This is a genomic window from Streptomyces sp. NPDC057280 (assembly GCF_042668605.1).
GTDB lineage: Bacteria > Actinomycetota > Actinomycetes > Streptomycetales > Streptomycetaceae > Streptomyces.
This window is the reverse complement of record NZ_JBHUYR010000002.1, coordinates 1,558,255-1,575,791: the sequence shown is the minus strand read 5'-3', so window position 1 is coordinate 1,575,791 and position 17,537 is coordinate 1,558,255. Positions and strand designations below refer to the sequence as shown.

At 70.8% G+C, this 17,537-nt stretch carries 15 protein-coding genes; 9 read left to right on the top strand and 6 right to left on the bottom strand.

The annotated features are described in order from the left end of the window. The first annotated feature begins 301 nt into the window (after positions 1 to 301). From ACFUO4_RS17700 to ACFUO4_RS17670, 7 genes are all read left to right on the top strand, one after another. Positions 302 to 1,069 (top strand): DeoR/GlpR family DNA-binding transcription regulator, encoded by a 768-nt coding sequence (locus tag ACFUO4_RS17700; RefSeq protein ID WP_383485328.1) that lies wholly within the window; start codon positions 302 to 304, stop codon positions 1,067 to 1,069. A gap of 78 nt (positions 1,070 to 1,147) precedes the next feature. Beyond that, the gene (locus tag ACFUO4_RS17695) at positions 1,148 to 2,518 is read left to right on the top strand and encodes a sugar ABC transporter substrate-binding protein (RefSeq protein WP_079311733.1); all 1,371 of its coding nucleotides are present in this window, start codon (positions 1,148 to 1,150) and stop codon (positions 2,516 to 2,518) included. Continuing rightward, complete coding sequence (locus tag ACFUO4_RS17690) at positions 2,515 to 3,453, top strand: carbohydrate ABC transporter permease (RefSeq protein WP_383485324.1); 939 nt, start codon at positions 2,515 to 2,517, stop codon at positions 3,451 to 3,453. The genes ACFUO4_RS17695 and ACFUO4_RS17690 overlap by 4 nt, the downstream gene beginning before the upstream one ends. Further along, positions 3,450 to 4,286 carry a carbohydrate ABC transporter permease gene (locus ACFUO4_RS17685; RefSeq protein WP_383485321.1) on the top strand — a complete coding sequence of 279 codons (837 nt, stop codon included), beginning with the start codon at positions 3,450 to 3,452 and terminating at the stop codon, positions 4,284 to 4,286. Before ACFUO4_RS17690 ends, ACFUO4_RS17685 begins: the two co-directional genes overlap by 4 nt. Continuing rightward, entirely contained in the window at positions 4,283 to 5,272 is a 990-nt protein-coding gene (locus tag ACFUO4_RS17680; protein ID WP_383485318.1) for a zinc-dependent alcohol dehydrogenase family protein, read from the top strand. The genes ACFUO4_RS17685 and ACFUO4_RS17680 overlap by 4 nt, the downstream gene beginning before the upstream one ends. 73 nt (positions 5,273 to 5,345) lie before the next feature. After that, on the top strand, positions 5,346 to 5,570 hold the full coding sequence (locus tag ACFUO4_RS17675) for a hypothetical protein (protein WP_059197308.1): 225 nt from the start codon (positions 5,346 to 5,348) through the stop codon (positions 5,568 to 5,570). Between the two features lie 86 nt (positions 5,571 to 5,656). Next, the gene (locus ACFUO4_RS17670) at positions 5,657 to 6,859 is read left to right on the top strand and encodes a TerD family protein (protein WP_128112349.1); all 1,203 of its coding nucleotides are present in this window, start codon (positions 5,657 to 5,659) and stop codon (positions 6,857 to 6,859) included. A gap of 198 nt (positions 6,860 to 7,057) precedes the next feature. Here the strand turns inward: ACFUO4_RS17670 and ACFUO4_RS17665 are convergent, their stop codons facing one another. After that, positions 7,058 to 7,954 carry a LysR substrate-binding domain-containing protein gene (locus ACFUO4_RS17665; RefSeq protein ID WP_383485315.1) on the bottom strand — a complete coding sequence of 299 codons (897 nt, stop codon included), beginning with the start codon at positions 7,952 to 7,954 and terminating at the stop codon, positions 7,058 to 7,060. 72 nt (positions 7,955 to 8,026) lie between these two features. Here ACFUO4_RS17665 and ACFUO4_RS17660 point away from each other — a divergent pair, with 72 nt between their 5' ends. Continuing rightward, entirely contained in the window at positions 8,027 to 8,455 is a 429-nt protein-coding gene (locus ACFUO4_RS17660; protein ID WP_383485312.1) for a YybH family protein, read from the top strand. Between the two features lie 19 nt (positions 8,456 to 8,474). Here ACFUO4_RS17660 and ACFUO4_RS17655 read toward each other — a convergent pair whose 3' ends face one another. The 5 genes from ACFUO4_RS17655 to ACFUO4_RS17635 all read right to left on the bottom strand — a co-directional run bounded on the left by ACFUO4_RS17655 (position 8,475) and on the right by ACFUO4_RS17635 (position 15,365). Then, positions 8,475 to 9,491 (bottom strand): 1-aminocyclopropane-1-carboxylate deaminase, encoded by a 1,017-nt coding sequence (locus ACFUO4_RS17655; RefSeq protein WP_383485309.1) that lies wholly within the window; start codon positions 9,489 to 9,491, stop codon positions 8,475 to 8,477. Between the two features lie 27 nt (positions 9,492 to 9,518). After that, the gene (locus tag ACFUO4_RS17650) at positions 9,519 to 10,148 is read right to left on the bottom strand and encodes a GntR family transcriptional regulator (RefSeq protein ID WP_383485767.1); all 630 of its coding nucleotides are present in this window, start codon (positions 10,146 to 10,148) and stop codon (positions 9,519 to 9,521) included. 103 nt (positions 10,149 to 10,251) lie between these two features. Then, positions 10,252 to 11,832 (bottom strand): TROVE domain-containing protein, encoded by a 1,581-nt coding sequence (locus tag ACFUO4_RS17645; RefSeq protein WP_079311741.1) that lies wholly within the window; start codon positions 11,830 to 11,832, stop codon positions 10,252 to 10,254. Between the two features lie 488 nt (positions 11,833 to 12,320). Then, positions 12,321 to 13,763: an alkaline phosphatase PhoX gene (locus ACFUO4_RS17640; RefSeq protein WP_383485305.1), complete on the bottom strand. Its 1,443-nt coding sequence runs from the start codon at positions 13,761 to 13,763 to the stop codon at positions 12,321 to 12,323. Between the two features lie 174 nt (positions 13,764 to 13,937). Beyond that, positions 13,938 to 15,365 carry a hypothetical protein gene (locus tag ACFUO4_RS17635; protein ID WP_383485302.1) on the bottom strand — a complete coding sequence of 476 codons (1,428 nt, stop codon included), beginning with the start codon at positions 15,363 to 15,365 and terminating at the stop codon, positions 13,938 to 13,940. Between the two features lie 297 nt (positions 15,366 to 15,662). Here ACFUO4_RS17635 and ACFUO4_RS17630 point away from each other — a divergent pair, with 297 nt between their 5' ends. After that, positions 15,663 to 17,492, top strand: a complete 1,830-nt coding sequence (locus ACFUO4_RS17630; protein ID WP_383485299.1) for an endonuclease/exonuclease/phosphatase family protein — start codon at positions 15,663 to 15,665, stop codon at positions 17,490 to 17,492. Positions 17,493 to 17,537 lie beyond the last annotated feature (45 nt).

Here is a 17,537-nt window from a genome sequence, read left to right as displayed (position 1 = left end):
TCTTGATCACACTGCGGACGGGCACCGAACGGGCCCGCCCGCAGTGCTTTCGGGCACAGGTGACGCCCCTGGATCGTGACGCGCCAGCGCCACTCCAGGGGCGCGGGGAACTGCGCGACCAGCCCAAACGAACCCGCAGTCGCCCGCCGACAACACACCTCGAGCACCTGGGCGCATGCTGCCCGAACGGGCGCACCCGGTCACTATCACCCCTGTAACAGGCCTGGTCACCACACCACACCCGCTGTAGAACTTCCTGCAGACGCCCGAACGGGCAACGCACAGGAAGGCGGGTGACGACATGACCGGCACAGCGGAAGACCGTCAGCGACATATCGTCCACGCCGCCCGCAGGTCCGGTTCCGTCGACGTCAACGCCCTCGCCGAGGAGCTGGGCGTGGCCAAGGAAACCATCCGCCGAGACCTCCGCGCCCTGGAGGACCACGGCCTCATCCGCCGCACCCACGGCGGCGCCTACCCCGTGGAGAGCGCCGGCTTCGAGACGACGCTCGCCTTCCGCGCCACCAGCCACGTCCCCGAGAAGCGCAGGATCGCCACCGCCGCGGCCGACCTGCTCGGCGACGCCGAGACCGTCTTCGTCGACGAGGGCTTCACCCCCCAGCTCATCGCCGAGGCGCTGCCCAGGGACCGCCCGCTGACCGTGGTCACCGCGTCCCTCCCGGTGGCCGGCGTGCTCGCCGAGGCGGAGAACACCTCCGTGCTGCTCCTGGGCGGCCGGGTCCGCCCCGGCACGCTCGCCACCGTGGACCACTGGACGACGAAGATGCTTGCCGGCTTCGTCATCGACCTCGCCTACATCGGCGCCAACGGCATCTCCCGCGAACACGGCCTCACCACCCCCGACCCGGCCGTCAGCGAGGTCAAGGCGCAGGCCATCCGGGCCGCCCGCCGCACGGTGTTCGCGGGCGTCCACACCAAGTTCGGGGCGGTCAGCTTCTGCCGGTTCGCGGAGATCGGCGCGCTGGAGGCGATCGTCACCAGCACCCTGCTGCCGTCGGCGGAGGCCCACCGCTACTCCCTGCTCGGGCCACAAGTCATCCGCGTCTGACACACCCAACCCACCCCTTGATGCGGCACGCCACACCCTGTCGTGCCCTCTATCTCCCCATATGTCCAGGAGCGATCCATGCGAACCCCGAGCCGACGACGGCCACCGCGAGCCCCGCTCGCCCTGGCCGCCGCAGGGACGCTGCTCGCCCCGCTGCTCTCCGGCTGCTGGGCCGGAGCCGGCGGGGCGGGATCGGGCGGCGACTCGATCAACGTCCTCATGGTCAACAACCCCCAGATGACCGAGCTGCAGAAGCTCGCGCCCCGCTTCACCGAAGAGACCGGCATCAAGGTCAACTTCACCGTGCTGCCGGAGAACGACGTCCGCGACAAGATCAGCCAGGACTTCGCCAACCAGGCCGGCCAGTACGACGTGGCGACCCTCTCCAACTACGAGATACCGATCTACGCCCGCAACGGCTGGCTGCACGAGATGGACTCCTACGTCGCCAAGGACCCGGCGTACGACGAGCAGGACGTCCTCAAGCCCATGCGCGAGTCCCTGACCGGCGACGACGGCAAGCTCTACGGGCAGCCCTTCTACGGCGAGTCCTCCTTCCTGATGTACCGCAAGGACGTGTTCGCCGCGAAGGGCCTGACGATGCCCGCGCACCCCACCTGGACCCAGGTCGCCGACCTGGCCGCGAAGGTGGACGGCGCGGAGTCCGGCATGAAGGGCATCTGCCTGCGCGGGCTGCCCGGTTGGGGCGAGGTGATGGCGCCGCTCACGACCGTCGTGAACACCTTCGGCGGCACCTGGTTCGACAAGGACTGGAAGGCCCGGCTCGACTCCCCCGAGTGGGAGAAGGCGGCGAAGTTCTACGTCGGCCTGGTCCGTGCGCACGGCGAGTCCGGCGCGGCCCAGTCCGGCTTCGCCGAGTGCCTGAACAACATGACCCAGGGCAAGGTCGCCATGTGGTACGACGCCACGAGCGCCGCCGGTTCCCTGGAGGCGAAGGGCTCGCCGGTCAAGGGCAAGGTCGGCTACGCCCCCGCTCCCGTGGAGAAGACCACGTCCTCCGGCTGGCTCTACACCTGGGCCTGGGGCATCCAGGACGCCTCCCGCAACCCCGACAAGGCCTGGAAGTTCGTCTCCTGGGCCTCGAGCAAGCAGTACGAGGAGCTCGTCGGCGACGAGATCGGCTGGTCCAACGTCCCGGCCGGCAAGCGCGCTTCGACCTACACGAACGCCGCGTACCGCCAAGAGGCCGCCGCCTTCCAGGAGATGACCAAGGAGGCCATCGAGGGCGCCCGGCCCACCGACCCGGGGGTGCAGCCGCGCCCCGCGCCCGGCATCCAGTTCGTCGGCATCCCCGAGTTCACCGATCTCGGCACCAAGGTCTCCCAGGAGATCAGCGCGGCGATCGCCGGACGCCAGTCCGTCGAGTCGGCGCTGAGCAAGTCCCAGCGGCTCGCCGAGAAGATCTCCGAGGAGTACGAGGGACGATGACCGCGACGACGACGGCCCCCCTGGCCACCACACCCGTACGCACCACCCGCCAACCGTCGGCCCGGCTGCGCGCCTGGGCCACCCGGGCCCCGCTGCTCCCCGCCCTGATCTTCATGATCGCGGTCACCCAGCTCCCGTTCGTGGCCACGCTGGTGATCTCGTTCTTCGACTGGAACGCCCTGTATCCGAAGGCGCGCCACTTCACGGGCGTCGACAACTACCGCAAGGTCCTCACCGACGCGGACCTGCGCCACTCGGTGTGGACGACGGTCCTGCTGACGGTGGCCGTGGTCCTGGCCAGCCTGGTCCTGGGCCTGGTCCTCGCCCTGCTCCTCGACCGGCGGTTCCGGGGCCGGGGCGTGGTCCGCACGCTGCTCATCGCCCCGTTCCTGGTGGTCCCGGTGGCGGCGGCGCTGCTGTGGAAGCACGTCCTCTACAACCCCGAGTACGGCCTGCTGAACGGCCTGTTGCACTACGTCGGCGGCCCGCAGCCCGACTGGATCTCGGGCACCCCGCTGCTCGCGGTGGAGGCGTCCCTGGTCTGGCAGTGGACCCCGTTCATGATGCTGATCCTGCTGGCCGGCCTGCAGAGCCGTGACCCCCAGCAGCTGGAGGCGGCACGGGTGGACGGGGCGAGCGACTGGCAGATCTTCCGCCATCTCACCCTCCCGCACCTGCGTCGCTATCTGGAACTGGGCGCCCTGCTGGGCTCGATCTACATCGTCCAGAACTTCGACGCGGTCTTCACGATCACCTCGGGCGGCCTGGGCACGGCGAACCTCCCGTACACCGTCTACCAGAGCTTCTACCAGGCCCACGAGAACGGCCTCGCCTCGGCCGCGGGCGTCCTGGTCGTCATCGGCTCGATCATCATCGCGACCTTCGCCCTGCGCGTCGTGTCGTCTCTGTTCCGCGAGGAGGTGGGCCGGGCATGAGCGCAACCACCCTGAAGCGCAAGGGACTTGGCCTCGGCGTGACTGCCTGGCTGCTGGGGATCCTCTTCTTCCTCCCCATCGCCTGGATGGCCCTGACGTCCTTCCACTCGGAGTCGGACGCCGCGACCAACCCCCCGTCCTTCGGCGCCGCGTTGACCCTGGACGGCTACCGCGAGTTCTTCGGCACCGGCGGCGGTGCGAGCCCCTGGCCGGCGCTGATCAACTCGACGGTGGCCTCGGTGAGTTCCACGCTCCTCGTCCTCCTGCTGGCGCTCCCCGCGGCCTACGCCCTCTCCGTCAACCGGGTCCGGAAGTGGACGGACGTCCTGTTCTTCTTCCTGTCGACGAAGATGCTCCCGGTGGTGGCGGGCCTGCTGCCGATCTACCTCTTCGCGAAGAACACCGACATGCTGGACAACATCTGGCTGCTGGTCATCCTCTACACGTCCATGAACCTGCCGATCGCGGTGTGGATGATGCAGTCGTTCCTGGCCGAGGTCCCGGTGGCGATCATCGAGGCGGCGCGGGTGGACGGCGCGAAGCTGCCCACGATCCTCGCGCGCGTCGTCGCCCCGATCGCCCTCCCCGGCATCGCCGCGACATCGCTGATCTGCTTCATCTTCAGCTGGAACGAGCTGCTGTTCGCGCGGGTCCTGACCGGCGTGGTCGCCGAGACGGCCCCCGTCTTCCTGACCGGCTTCATCACCAGCCAGGGCCTGTTCCTGGCGAAGGTGTGCGCCGCGTCGCTCGTCATCTCCCTGCCGGTGCTCGCCGCGGGGTTCGCCGCCCAGGACAAGCTGGTCCAGGGCCTGTCGTTGGGAGCCGTGAAATGAAGGCCGCCGTCATCGAGTCCGTGGGCAGGGCCGTCGTCGCCGAGGTCCCGGACCCGACGCCGGGACCGCGGGAGGTGGTGGTCGAGGTCGCGGCCTGCGGGCTGTGCGGCACGGACCTCCACATCCTCCAGGGCGAGTTCGCCCCGAAGCTGCCGATCGTGCCGGGCCACGAGTTCGCGGGCGAGGTGGTCGGGCTGGGCTCCCAGGTCACGGAGCTGACGCTCGGCGACCGGGTGGCGGTAGACCCCTCCCTCTACTGCCACGAGTGCCGCTACTGCCGTACCGGCCACAACAACCTCTGCGAACGCTGGGCGGCGATCGGCGTGACGACAGCAGGGGGCGCGGCGCAGTACGCGGTCGCCCCGGTCGCGAACTGCGTACGCCTCCCCGACCACGTCCGCACCCAGGACGCGGCGCTGGTGGAACCGCTGTCGTGCGCGGTACGCGGCTACGACGTCCTCCAGTCCCGCCTGGGCGCCCATGTGCTGATCTACGGCTCCGGCACGATGGGCCTGATGATGCTCGAGCTGGCCAAGCGCACGGGCGCGGCGAGCGTGGACATGATCGACGTGAATCCGGCCCGCCTGGAGACGGCCCGCCGGCTCGGCGTCTCGGCCTCCGCGGCGCACGCGGACGAGCTGGACCGGCCCCAGGGCTGGGACCTGGTGATCGACGCCACGGGCAACGCGGCGGCGATCCAGGACGGCCTGGACCGGGTGGCCAAGGCCGGCACGTTCCTCCAGTTCGGCGTGGCGGACTACGCGACGAAGGTGACGATCGACCCGTACCGCATCTACAACCAGGAGATCACCATCACCGGCTCCATGGCGGTCCTGCACAGCTTCGAGCGCGCGGCGGAACTCTTCGCGAACGGGGTGCTGAACCCGGAGGTCTTCATCAGCGACCGCATCCCGCTGGACCGGTATCCGGAGGCGCTGGAGCAGTTCGCGGCGGGGGTGGGGAGGAAGATCGTGGTGGTGCCTTAGAGGTCTCCCGGTAGGGGCGGGTGGGCGAAAAACCCTTGGCGCCCACCCCCACCCGGCCCCCTACCATCCCGCCATGCCCACCCCGCACGGCTTCAGCTACGAGGCCCACGCCAACGGAACCGTCCACATCACCCACCACCACCGCCCCGCGACCACCCTCCACGGCCCCCGGGCCGCCCAGTTCCTCGCCGAGGTGGAGTCCGCCGCCGACCCTCAGCTCGTCATGGCCCGCTGGACCGGGAACTACAAGCGCGGCAACGAACGCACGGCCCGCAACCACCCCCGCAACCGCCGCTGATCCACCCCCGTCCCCCGCTCCGATCCGAACGGTCGCGGGTAAGGGAACGGTAAAGCGGGCTGGATCGTTCACCGGTCATGACAGCTATGACCCCCGGCTCGAACATCCCTCTCTCCACCGCGCGCGTGACGGTGGACGTCGCCGCCCCGGTGCGGCTCGACGTATCGGGCCTGCTGCTCACCGCCGACGGCAAGGTGCGCTCCGACGACGACTTCATCTTCTACAACCAGCCCAACGGCCCGGGCGTGACCTACCGCTCGGGCGGGGGTGCGGCGCCGGACGCGATCACCGTGGACACCACCGCCGTCCCCGCGGGCATCGAGAAGATCGTCGTCACCGCCAGCCCGGACGCCGCCGGCCAGACCTTCCAGGGCATCGAACCGACGGCCACGATCCGCAGCGCCGACGACAACTCCGTCCTCGCCACCTTCACGCCCCCGCAGCTCGGCACCGAGACGGCGCTGGTGGTCGTGGAGATCTACCTGCGCAACGGCGCCTGGAAGGCCCGCGCGGTCGGCCAGGGCTACGCCAACGGCCTGGCCGGCATCGCCACCGACTTCGGCGTGACGGTCGAGGAACCGGCCCCGGCCCCGGTGGCACCGCCCCAGCCGGTCGCCCCGCCACAGCCCACGATCCAGACCCCGGTCACCCCTCCGGCCCCGCCGATGACCACCCCGGCTCCCCCGCCGCCGGCGCACGCGCCCGGCACCGGGAAGATCAACCTCGACAAGGGCCGCGTCAGCCTCCAGAAGAACCAGACCGTGTCCCTGGTCAAGGGCGGCCGCCCGCTGCTCTCCCAGGTCAAGATGGGCCTCGGCTGGGAGCCGGCGTACCGCGGCAAGGACATCGACCTGGACGCCTCGGTCATCGCCTACGGCCCGCAGCGCAACCACATCGACAGCTGCTACTTCGGCAAGCTGTCGATCGTCGGCGGCGCGATCAAGCACTCCGGCGACAACCTCACGGGTGAGGGCGGCGGCGACGACGAGGTGATCGTCGTCGACCTCGGCCGGCTCCCGCAGGAGGTCACCGGCCTGGTCTTCACGGTGAACTCCTTCTCCGGCCAGAAGTTCACCGAGGTCGCCAAGGCCTACTGCCGCCTCGTGGACGCCGCCACCGACGAGGAACTGGTCCGCTTCGACCTCACCAACGCCGAAGCCCAGACCGGCGTGATGATGGCCAAGCTGATCAAGCAGTTCTCCGGCGAGTGGGAGATGACGGCGATGGGCGACTTCGTGAAGTCGCGCACGGTGAGGGGAATGGTGAAGCCGGCCGCCCAGGCTCTGTGAGCCGCCGCCCTTCCCGGGCACCCCGGAACGGCCGCCCCGCCGGACAGGCGCACGGGCGGGGGGCGCCGTTCCGTCCGACAGGCGCACGGGCGGGGGGCGCCGTTCCGTCCGACAGGCGCACGGGCGGGGGGCGCCGGTCCGTCCGACAGGCGCACGGGGGCGGTGGCGCCGCTCTGACGACGCCGCCCCGGGGGAGCGTCACCCGCCGGGTCCATCCTCCATCCCCCAGTCCCACTCGGTGATCACCGCACGCATCAAGCGGGCGGCAGCCGGCAGGTGGTTCTGGGCGCCCCAGTGCAGCGTGACCGTGCGGCGGCAGTCCGGGCTGTCCACCGGGATCCACGCGGCCGGCGCCTGGGTGGCGCTGCGGCGGGCGATGGCGGGGGCGAGGCCGATGCCGAGGCCCGCGCTGATCAGGTCGGCGATGGCGCTGTGCTCGTCGGTCTCGCAGACGATCCGCGGGGTGAGGCCCCGCGCCGCGAAGAGCCGGTCGAGGAGCCGCCGCAGCCAGTGCCCTTCGCGTGCGGTGACGAAGGGCTGGTCGGCGAGTTCGTCGATGGTGACGGACGTCCGCCCGGCCAGCGGATGACCGAGCGGTGTGCCCACACCCACCGGCTCCTCGAACAGCGCCACGGACTCCAGCCCCTCGGCGTGGATCGGCTGCGAGGTGACGCACAGGTCGACCTCCTGGGCGCGCAGTCGACGGGCCATGTCCTCGGGTGGCGACCAGTGCAGCGCGATCTCGACGGCGGGATGCGCGCGCTTGTAGGCGGCCAGCGGTCCCGAGAGGGTGAGGAAGGTCTCCGACGCCAGCCGCACGACGCCCGGTCCCTCGCCACAGGCCTCGGCGACGGCACGCCGTCCCGCGTCGAGTTCGCCCAGGGCACGTTCGACGTGGTCGCGGAAGATCCGGCCGCTGTCGTTCAGCCGGAGCCGGCCGCCCCGGTCGAACAGCGGGGCACCCAGTTCGCTCTCCAGCCGGGCGATGGTCCGGCTCAGCGACGGCTGGGCGAGGCGCAACTCGTCGGCGGCGCGGCTGAGGTGCTCCAGTCGCGCCACCACCAGGAACTGCCTGAGCGCGTTCAGCTCCATCATGCCTCCGGACGCATAACCTCATAGCAATATCGGTCTTGGACAAGATAACTGCGCGGTCATAGCGTCGAGTTCATGGGAAACGAAGAAGCGGAGATCCGCCGGCACATCGAGAAGCTCGTCGAGGGCCTAAACGCCAAGGACCCCGAGGCCCTGCGGCCGCTGTACGCGCCGGACATCGTGTCCTTCGACGTCCAGCCGCCGCTCCAACACGTGGGCGTCGAGGCCAAACTCAAGAACTGGGAGCCCGTGTTCACGGGATTCGAGACGGTCGCGTACGAGGTCCGCGATCTGACGCTCACCGTGGGCGACGACCTCGCCTTCGGGCACGCCTTCGCCCGTCTCGGCGGCACCCTGAAGGACGGGACGGTGATCGACGGGATGTGGGTCAGGATCACCTACTGCCTCCGGAAGACCCGCGGCACCTGGCTGATCACGCACGACCAGGCCTCCGTGCCGTTCGACATCGCGACCGGCAAAGGTGTGGTGGACCTCGAACCCTGACCCCGCTCCGCCCCGTCGGCTAGAACAGCGCGCTGTACGCGTTCAGCGCCGGCTGCCCGCCCAGGTGCGCGTACAGCACGGTCGCGTCCGGCCCGATCTCGCCGCGCTCGACGAGGTCGATCATCCCGGCCATCGACTTGCCCTCGTAGACGGGGTCGGTGACCATCCCCTCGGTGCGGGCGGCGAGGCGCATCGCGGCGAGGGTGGTGTCGTCGGGGATGCCGTACACACCGGCGTGGTAGCGCTCGTCCAGCTCGACGTCGTCCACCGTCAACTCCCGCTTGACTCCGATGAGTTGTCCGGTGGCGTGGGCGATCCTGGCGATCTGTTCCCGGGTGGCGGCGGGCTTCGCCGAGGCGTCGATGCCGAGCACCCGCCGCGGCCGGCCGCCCGCCTCCTCCAGCGCGGCGAACCCGGCGACCATGCCTGCCTGGGTGGAGCCGGTCACCGAGCAGACCACGACGGTGTCGAAGAAGACCCCCGACTCACGCTCCTGCTCGGCGACTTCGTACGCCCAGCCGGCGAAGCCGAGGCCGCCGAGCGGATGGTCGGAGGCGCCGGCGGGGATGGCGTACGGCTTCCCGCCCGACTCCTCCACCTCCCGCAGCGCCTGCTCCCAGCTCTCCTTGAACCCGATCCCGAACCCGGCCCGCACCAGCCGTACGTCGGCCCCCGCGAGCCGGCTGATCAGGATGTTGCCGACCTTGTCGTAGACCGCGTCCGGCCAGTCCACCCAACTCTCCTGCACCAGCACGCACTTGAGCCCGGCGCGGGCGGCGACGGCCGCGACCTGCCGGGTGTGGTTGGACTGGACGCCGCCGATGGAGACGAGGGTGTCGCAGCCCTGCGCGAGGGCGTCGGCGACGAGGTACTCCAGCTTGCGGGTCTTGTTCCCGCCGTACGCGACACCGGAGTTGCAGTCCTCCCGCTTGGCCCACACGGACGCGCCGCCGAGGTGTGCGGTGAGGCGTTCCAGGGGGTGGACGGGTGAGGGTCCGAAGAGGAGGGGGTAACGCTCGTACGAGGAAAGGGACATGGGGGCCTCCCTGGGTCGGTCGCCTGGTCAGTCGCTGTCCGCGAGCTCGGCCAGCCCGCGCCAGATCTCCGCGGTGACCCGCACCGCCGCGTCCACGTCGCCGGCCGCGCAGGCCTCGATGAGCCGCTCGTGCAGTCCGGCCGAGCGGCAGGTGCCGCCCTCTCCGAAGCGGCGGCGTTCCAGTCTGCGGATGAGGGGGGTGTAGCGGGCGGCGGTCGCGGCGGCGGCGCGGTTGCCGCTGACGCGGACGAGGACGTCGTGGAGCTCGTCGTCGGCCTGGAGCGCGCCGTCCACGTCACCCGCGGCGACGGCCGCGGCGAAGCGCCCGTTGGCCGTGCGCATCGTCTCGATGTCCGCGGCGAACAGCCGGGGCACGGCGATCCGGGTGACCAGTTCGTGCATGGCGCCGACGACCGCGGCGGCGTCCCGTACGTCGGCGGCCACCACCGGCGTCACCCGGGTGTAGCTCTGCGGCTTGCTCTCCAGCAGCCCCTCGTCGACCAGACGCGAGAACGCCTCCCGTACCGGCGCCCGCGACAGCCCGAGCCGCTCGGCGAGATCGGCGTCCCGCACGACCGCGCCGGGTTCCAGCTCCCCGGCGACGATGGCGTCCCTGAGGGCTGCGTAGGCGCGGTCTCTGAGCAACGTACGCGGTATGGCCTCCACAACTGAAATGTTAGATGTCAGTGAGGGAGGCCGACAAGGGTGTGGCCCGCACTCCCCGTGAAGTGCGGGCCAGGCCCTGCCTGCGCGCGCGGCCTCAGGCCGCCCACGGCCAGTCGGCGTCGCGAGCGCTCTCCAGCAGCGGAACCATCCGGAACGCGGCGTCCGACAGGCCCCCGAAGGTGTGCCTGTTCGCCTTGCCCGACGGGCCGTGACCCGCCCGGTAGCCGGCCAGGTTCCAGGTGTAGACCGGCACGTCGGCGGGGACCTGCTCGGTCGGGTCGCCGTAGTGGCTGTACGCGTACTGCTCGTCGGTGACGATCAGCACCCGGTCGTGCTTCCGGTAGTGGCGGCGCACCGCGCCCGTGGTGTCGGTGCCGCCCAGGTTGCCGAAGCGCTCCAGGATCTTCAGCACCGACTCGCCCTTGCGGAACCGCACCTCCGCGCTGGTGGTGCCGAACTGGACGAGGTCGGCGCGCTCGGCGCGCAGCGCGAGCGCCGTGCCGAAGATCGCCGCCGCGTCCGCCCGGTTGAGCTGGGAGCGGCTCGACAGCGGACCCCACATCGAGCCGGAGCGGTCGACGAGCACGAGCGTCCGGCCGGGCAGCGCGGGCACGTTGGCCAGCGAGTGGCCGAGCGCCTGCTCCAGCGGGTACGCCCAGCGCAGCGACGGCGCGTGCTGGTACGCGGCGAGGTACCGGAAGGGGAACTGCCGCGACCGCGCGACCTCCGCCGGGTCGCTGATCCGCGCCGCGACCTGGGCCGCGACCTCGTCGGAGACACCGGCCTGGTCGAAGTTGCGGAGGTTGCGCACGAGCGCCATCGCGCCCATGGACGGAATGACCGCCTCCCAGGCCTCCTTGTCCATCGGCCCCTGCAGCCACCCGGCCAGCGCCTCCCAGGTCATCCCGGCCGCGGCGAGCCGCTCGGCGCCGCCCTCGGAGGTGACGACCGCACGCCGCTCCGCGACCGGCAGCGCCATCAGCTCACGGTGGGCGACCAGCGTGCGGTTCGACGCGGGCGGCACGGCCGTGTCCGGGTGGTGCCGGCGGTCGAGGGCGTACCGGAACAGCTCGCCCTGCCACGGCTTGTCCGGGTCGGGCACCGCGTGCACCAGGTTGAGGATGTCGCCGAAGCGGTAGCCCTTGGCCGCGGTGTCGTACTTCAGCAGGGACTTGCCGCTGTAGAGACGTCGTACGGCGTCGGCGACGCCGCGCTTGACGGGCTTGGGCACGTTGCGGCCGTAGGTGGCCGTCCAGTACGCGAGCAGCTCGCCGGGCTCGTCCGGGCGCCGGAGCACGGAGTCGACGACCTGCCGGTTGGAGGGGCCGCCGGTGGCGCCCGCGTCGAGGCGCGCCTTCACGTACTCGGCGGCGCCGACGACGGAGGCGGTACGGAGGTTGCCCTCGCCGCGCAGCCAGCCGAGCAGACCTGCGGTCCACTCCGGGTCGGTGACGGCGAGCTCCCGCACGAGCGTCGCGAACCGGTCGTCGCGGTCGGCGCCGGTCTCGTAGAAGGTGTCCTGCGCGACGAAGTTGGCGACGGCGAGCAGGAAGAGCTCGGAACGCGCGTCCCGCTCACGGCCTCGGCCGCCCTGGAAGGTACGCAGAATGCGGCCCGTGGAGGTGACGCGCGAAGTGGGCTGCGCGCGTGCCGTCTTCCTGTTGAATCGCGACATGCCGAATTCCCCCGAATTCACTGTGGTTTCGGAGGGAGGCGCAGCAAAAGGAGGGTGCCCGAGTTCGAAGTCGGCTGCGGAAAAGACTGGCGCGTCTTCCGTTCCGCCACATCGACCCTGAGCCGATGACGGGATTCGAACCCGCACGAGGATCTACCCCACCAGTTCCGGAAGTATCCGCCGCCTGCGCACCGGGCACCCACCTTGAGCTGCGCCTCCCGAGATCAAGTCGGCTGCGGCATGGGATCTTTTGGGAGAAGAAGTAGCCGCGGCCCGCGCACCGGGAGGTGCATGAAGTTGTGGTGTCCAGAGTTCAGGTCGGCGGAACCGACAAAGGTGCTCTAACACCTGAGCTACACCGGCGCGTTGTACCGGTGGCGGGACTCGAACCCGCGGCCGCCCCATTATGAGTGGAAGTAGGTCCTGCCTTCGCACCTGGACGTGTTTCACTCTAGGAGGCGTGCCGCGGGTGGGCGACCCAATTAAATTCAGCCGCGCTTCTGGCGCTTCCAGGGGCCGGTGATGGCGAGCATGATGCCGGGGGTCTGGATGTTGGCGAACAGGGTCCTGCCGTCGCAGGAGAAGGTGACGCCGGTGAACTCGCTGTACTCGGGCTCCTCTTCGGTGCCGATGTTGAGTTCGTTGCGGGCGATCGGGTACGTCCTGCCGCTGTCCGTGGCGCCGAAGAGGTGCTGGACGCCCTCGCCGTCCTCGGCGATGACGAGGCCGCCGTACGGGGAGACGGTGATGTTGTCGGGGCCGTCGAAGGCGCCGTCGACGGAAGGGTCGGGGTTGACGCCGAGGAGCACCTTCAGGGTGAGGGTGCGGCGCTTGGGGTCGTAGAACCAGACCTGGCCGTCGTGCTGGACGGGGCTCTCCGTGCGGGCGTAGGAGGAGACGATGTAGGCGCCGCCGTCGCCCCACCACATGCCCTCCAGCTTGCGGGCGCGGGTGACCTGGCCGGCGGTGAACTGCTTGCGGACGGCGACGGTCTTGGCGTCGCGGTCGGGGACGTCCACCCAGTCGACGCCGTAGACGGTGCCGATCTTCGTGGCGCGGGAGAGGTCGTCGACGAACTGGCCGCCGGAGTCGAAGCACTTGAAGGCCTGGAGGGCGCCGGCGTCGTCGGCGAGGGTGCGCAGCTTGCCGCGGCCGTGCTCGAAGCCCTTCGGCGGGGTCCAGCGGAAGAGGAGGCCGTTGGGCGAGGCCGCGTCCTCGGTGAGGTAGGCGTGGCCGCGCCGGGGGTCGATGACGACGGCCTCGTGGGCGTACCGGCCGAAGAACTTCAGGGGCTTGGGGTCGCGGTTGGCGCGGTGGTCGACCGGGTCGACCTCGAAGACGTAGCCGTGGTCCTTGGTCATGCCGTTGGAGCCGGCCTTGTCCTCGGTCTCCTCGCAGGTGAGCCAGGTGTCCCAAGGGGTGCGTCCGCCGGCGCAGTTGGTGGAGGTGCCGGCGATGCCGACCCACTCGGCGACGTGTCCGCCGGGGCGGACCTCGACGACCGTGCAGCCGCCGGACGCGGCGGGGTCGTAGACCAGGCCCTCGGTGAGCGGGACCGGGTACTTCCAGTTGGCGCGCGGGCCCTTCAGCTCGTGGTTGTTGACGAGGAGGGTGGTGCCGCGGGGGCCGTCGAAGGTGGCCGTGCCGTCGTGGTTGGACGGGGTGATCTCGCCCGACTCCAGCTTGGTCCTGCCGCTGTAGGTGATGACGCGGTACTTGAATCCGGCGGGCAGCGCGAGGATGCCGTCGGGGTCGGGGATCAGGGGCCCGTAGCCGACTCCGCCGCGAGCGTCCGCCCCGCTCTCGGCGTCGATGTCGGTGGACGCGAGGGCTTGCGGCGCGGTGGCGAGGGCGCCGACGCTGCCGGCCAGCGCGACACCGGCACCGGTGATCGCGGAGTTTCTGGCGAAGTCCCTGCGGGTGAGCGACATGGTGTCTCCTGTGTGGCGGTGGGTGTGCCGTGGGAGGTGGCGGACCTCGGGTCGGCGTCACCGTCCCGCCCACGCCTGAACAGGGGTTGAACAGGGGACGACGTCCGCATGTTCGCTTCCATGAATCCGTCGGCACACCCTGACCGCGCTGCGGTCCACCGCCACCGCCCCGGGTCAACCGCCGTGCTGCGAGCGGGCCTTGAAGGCCGCCTTGCGCGCTTCCTTCGCGATCTTCTTGTCCGGGTGCAGCCGTCCCATGGCCTCCAGCACGTCCGCGGTGGCCGGGTGGTCCACCCGCCACGCGGCGGCGAAGAACCCGCTGTGCTGCTGGGCGAGACCCTCCACGAGCCCCTGCAGCTCCTCGGAGTTGCCCTCGGCGGCGAGCTGCGCGGCGACGGTGTCGACGGTGAGCCAGAAGATCATCGCCTCCGAGGGCGGCGGTACGTCCGTGGCGCCGCGCTCGGTCAGCCAGACGCGGGCCAGCCCGCCGAGCTCCGGGTCGTCGAGGACCGCCCGCAGCGCCGGTTCGGCCTCCGGTCCCACGAGGGACAGCGCCTGCTGGCAGCGCAGCCGGCGCAGCGGTGCGCCCGCGTCCCCGCCCCGGCTGGCGGCCAGCAACTCCCGGGCGGCGGCGAGGGGTTCACGCCGGGCCAGCCACTGCTCGGTCTCGGCCTGCGCGGCCCCGGGCGGGAAACCGGCGGTGCCGTCGAGCAGGGCGTCCGCGCCCTTGTCGACGAGGTCCCCGACGGCGGGCGCCGCGAACCCGGCCTCGAGGAGCCGCGCCCGGAGCCCGTAGAGGCCGAGCGGGGTCAGGCGCACCATGCCGTAGCGGGAGACGTCGGTGTCGTCGACCGGCGCAGCGGGCTCCTCGTCGGCGTCGGCCATGAGCGCCTCGTCGACGGGCTGGTACTCGACGAGCCCGATCGGCTCCAGGACCCGGAACTGGTCGTCGAGGCGCATCATCGCGTCGGAGACCTGTTCGAGGACGTCGTTGGTGGGCTCTCCCATGTCGTTCGGCACGATCATGGACGCGGCGAGCGCGGGGAGCGGCACCGGCCGGTCACCGGGGCCGTCCTCGTTGACGGTGAGCAGATAGAGGTTGCCGAGCACGCCGTCGAGGAAGTCGGCCTCGGCCTCCGGGTCCCAGTCGAGGGAGGAGAGGTCGATCTCGCCTCCCTCGTCCATGGCGTCCATCAGATCGTCCAGGTCAGGCACGCTCGCGTCGGCGACGACCGTGTCCAGCGCGCCGAGCCACACCCCGAGCACGTCCTGCGGGGAGCCGCCGGTGAGCAGGGCGAGGTCCTCGCCGGCCGCGACGGTGCCCTCCTCCTCGTCGGTGATCTCGACGAGCCCGGTGTCGATCGCGACCCGCCAGGCCTCACTCGCCCAGGCCGCGGCGTCGTCCCCGGTCAGGCCGAGGAACTCGGCGGCGGCGGGAAGCTGGTCCTCGATCAGTCCGCCGCCGGCGTCGACGCGGGTCTCGGGAGAGGCCCAGCGGGCCAGCCGGGCGGCCCGGGAGAGCAGCGGCGTGGACAGCGCGTCCCGCGCCAGCTCCGCTTCGGGGTGCAGCCGCACCGGGGGCAGGGGGGAGCTGTCTGACATCGGCTGCTTCTCCTAGACATCGCGTCTTACCACTCAGCCGCTCAGCCTAGACGGATTTGGACCCATGCCGCCCGGTTCATCTCCCCGTCAGGTCCCGTACATGGCCGAAACCTTGACAACTGACGTGATCACGCAGGAGATTACGCGCGTAGAAATTCACTGCACACCTGTTCACCGCCCTGACACCTGTGCACGCTACTTTCTACGCGCGTCGCCTCCGCCCCACCGGTCGCGGCTCCCACCGTTCCACGCTCCACCCTCGTCCCGGCGCACCAGATCGTCCCCGGAGGGATCCCGTTGCCGAGCAAGTCTTCCGCGCGCCTCGCCGCGCTCACCGTCGCCGCCGTGTGCTCCGCCGCATCCACGGTCGTCCTGATCTCCCCCGCGCACGCGGACTCCGTGCGCATCCATGACATCCAGGGCACGACCCGGATATCCCCGTACGCCGGCCAGAAGGTCGCGGACGTGTCCGGCATCGTCACCGGCATCCGCACGTACGGCTCGTCCAAGGGCTTCTGGATCCAGGACCCGAACGCGGACGACAACCCCGCCACCAGTGAGGGCGTCTTCGTCTTCACCAGCTCCACCCCGAAGGGCGTCGCCGTCGGCGACCTCGTCACGGTGTCCGGCACGGTCTCGGAGTACGTCCCCGGCGGCACCACCTCCGGCAACCAGTCGATCACCGAGATCACCAAGCCGACCACCACGGTCGTCTCCAGCGGCAACGCCGTCCCGGCCCCCGTGGTCGTGGACGCCCAGTCGGTCCCGGCCGCCTACGTCCCGGCCGGTGACGCCGCCGCGGGCAACTCGATCAACGGCCTGACCCTGGAGCCGTCGAAGTACGCCCTGGACTACTACGAGTCCCTGGAGGGCGAGAACGTCCAGGTCGCCGACACCCGCGTGGTCGGCGCCAGCGACCCGTACACCGAACTGTGGGTGACGGTGAAGCCGCGCGAGAACGCCACCCGCCGCGGCGGCACGGTCTACGGCTCCTACGACTCCCAGAACACCGGCCGCCTGCAGATCCAGTCGCTCGGTTCGACCGCCGCCTTCCCGAAGGCGAACGTCGGCGACGTCCTGGAGGGCGCCACCACCGGCCCGCTGGACTACAACCAGTTCGGCGGCTACACCCTCGTCGCCAACACGATCGGCACGCTGAAGAGCGGCGGCACCGAGCGCGAGACGACGCAGAAGCAGAAGCGCGGCGAGCTCGCGGTCGCGACGTACAACGTCGAGAACCTCGACCCGTCCGACGACACCTTCGCCGCGCACGCCGCCGCGATCGTGAACAACCTGCAGTCGCCCGACATCGTGTCCCTGGAGGAGATCCAGGACAACAACGGCGCTACCAACGACGGTACGGTCGCCGCCGACCAGACGGTGCAGAAGCTGATCGACGCGATCACGGCCGCGGGCGGCCCGGCGTACGACTGGCGCTCCATCGACCCGACGGACGGCACGGACGGCGGCGAGCCGGGCGGCAACATCCGCCAGGTGTTCCTGTTCAACCCGGAGCGGGTCTCCTTCACCGACCGCGCGGGCGGCGACGCCACCACCGCCGTCGGGGTGACCAGGGAGCGCGGCAAGGCGGCCCTGACGGTCTCCCCCGGCCGCATCGACCCGGCGAACGAGGCCTGGACGTCCAGCCGCAAGCCGCTGGTCGGCGAGTTCGTCTTCCGCGGCCGTACGGTCTTCGTGATCGCCAACCACTTCAACTCCAAGGGCGGCGACTACGGTCTGACCTCGGCGACCCAGCCGGTGCCGCGCAGCTCGGAGGTGCAGCGCCACAAGCAGGCCACCCTGGTCAACGCCTTCGTCAAGGACATCCTCGACACCCAGAAGAACGCGGACGTCATCGCGCTCGGCGACATCAACGACTTCGAGTTCTCCGACACCGCCAAGATCCTGGAGTCGGACGGCGCCCTGTGGTCGGCGATCAAGTCGCTGCCGAGGAGCGAGCGTTACTCGTACGTCTACCAGGGCAACACCCAGGTCCTGGACCAGATCCTGGTCTCCCCGTCGATCCGGCGCGGCTGCGACTTCGAGTACGACAGCGTGCACGTCAACTCGGAGTTCAACGACCAGATCAGCGACCACGACCCGCAGGTCCTGCGCTTCAAGCCGTAACGGCGGGATGCTCCCCAGGCCCGGCCGGACGCTGCGTCCAGCCGG